General features: G+C 31.0%; 3 protein-coding genes. All 3 read left to right on the forward strand.

Annotated features, from left to right (window positions below; all coding sequences use genetic code 11):
• Positions 1–88: 88 nt before the first annotated feature.
• The 3 genes from WA340_RS06000 (at position 89) to WA340_RS06010 (ending at position 1309) form a co-directional block, all read left to right on the forward strand.
• A complete protein-coding gene (locus WA340_RS06000; RefSeq protein ID WP_336127881.1) occupies positions 89–439 on the forward strand; it encodes a hypothetical protein in 351 nt (116 codons plus the stop codon).
• A gap of 140 nt (positions 440–579) precedes the next feature.
• Positions 580–1032, forward strand: coding sequence for a hypothetical protein (locus WA340_RS06005; RefSeq protein ID WP_336127882.1), 453 nt, complete (start codon positions 580–582; stop codon positions 1030–1032).
• A 4-nt stretch (positions 1033–1036) separates the two neighbouring features.
• Positions 1037–1309 carry a hypothetical protein gene (locus WA340_RS06010; RefSeq protein ID WP_336127884.1) on the forward strand — a complete coding sequence of 91 codons (273 nt, stop codon included), beginning with the start codon at positions 1037–1039 and terminating at the stop codon, positions 1307–1309.
• Positions 1310–1405 lie beyond the last annotated feature (96 nt).

Below are 1405 nucleotides of genomic sequence, written 5' to 3' on the forward strand. Positions count from 1 at the left end.
CAACAAAAAAGTGGACTGAAGAAGGATGATTTCAATACTATTATTAATTCCTTGGATAATATTTGGATTCAAAAACCCAAATCGAAATTTGATTGGACTTAATCAAACAAAAAAATCCTTGCTTTTACTTCTAGGAATTGAAATTATATTTTTTCTAATTCTTTATCTGACTTTACCTGAACCGACTTCAAAAATTGCAGGCCTTCAAAGTTTTGCGTGGAATTATTTTATTTTATATTATGCAAAAGGAATTATCCCAACAACAGTTTTTAGCGAATATTTAGACGGGAATTTAGGAGATAAAATTGATTTGAATTATCAATATGTATATTTGATTTTAAGTTTAATTATTGACTATTTAATATTGCTAATAATTAGTCCGAATATTAAAAAAATGTTTAACCGAAAAAAGCCAGCACACAACAATGGCTATAAGTAATTGCTTGTTCTCGCCTACTTCTGAAAATCCTCGCGGATTTTCAGTTTGGTGTGTACTTGCAAAGTCAAGTGCTAATCCACGCAACTACTCATAGCCGAGACCGTTGTGTGTAATTTGAGAAACGAAATCCGAAAAACAAAATGAAATTAGAGATTCCAAATACGTTTCCAGATGAAATGTCCAATGAAGAGATTCAAAATGTAATCTCTGAATGTGCCGAAAGAGTCACTAATGTTACTAAACCGAATGTAAATGTAACTTTAGGAGCTAATTATTATGTTTCAATGATTCAGTTGGGTCAATCCGAACTAAATAACCGAATACAATCGGGACTTTTGGAATTAATTGAGAAAGAAAATAAACAAAATAGAAAAGCTACATCTATAAACTGGATTCTTACTGGACTTACAATTCTGTTAGCTCTTATAACCTTATACATTGGAAATAAATCATTAGGCTTTGCACAATCTGACCAAGAATCAGATGAAATATGGCAATCTCAACAAATTGAATTATTAGAAAAACAAAATCAAGAATTAATACAATTAAACGAGAAGTTGAACAACCAAATTAAAACCGATTCAATAAATTAATCATATGTACAAATCAAAAGTATGGATACATAAAAGTGTAGAAGAATTATCTAAAAATAGCGGACATTATTGGATTAACTATACTTTTTTAAATGAACCAAAAGCTGGAGACATAATAAATGTGACCAACGAAATGGCTGAAGATATTGCTGACGAAGAACTTTGGAAAAGAGAATATGGACCCGGAAATTATATAGTGCAAACAGCAGCAAATATGTTTGACCCGAAAGTTCACGACGGATTTTCTTTCTGTGTAATGACATTAAAAGTAGAATAATAAATAAAACTACACACAACAACGGCTATAATCCATTGCGGCTGAAATTCCTATCGGAATTTCATTGCAATTTACTATCTTTCGGCTATGGCGGAA

Origin of the sequence: Mesoflavibacter sp. CH_XMU1422-2 (assembly GCF_037029245.1) — a bacterium.
In the GTDB taxonomy this organism is placed as follows: Bacteria; Bacteroidota; Bacteroidia; order Flavobacteriales; family Flavobacteriaceae; genus Mesoflavibacter; species Mesoflavibacter zeaxanthinifaciens.

Coding starts and splice junctions, on each gene's coding strand:
- WA340_RS06005 (WP_336127882.1), top strand. CDS start 580: ATGAAATTAGAGATTCCAAATACGTTTCCAGATGAAATGTCCAATGAA.
- WA340_RS06010 (WP_336127884.1), top strand. CDS start 1,037: ATGTACAAATCAAAAGTATGGATACATAAAAGTGTAGAAGAATTATCT.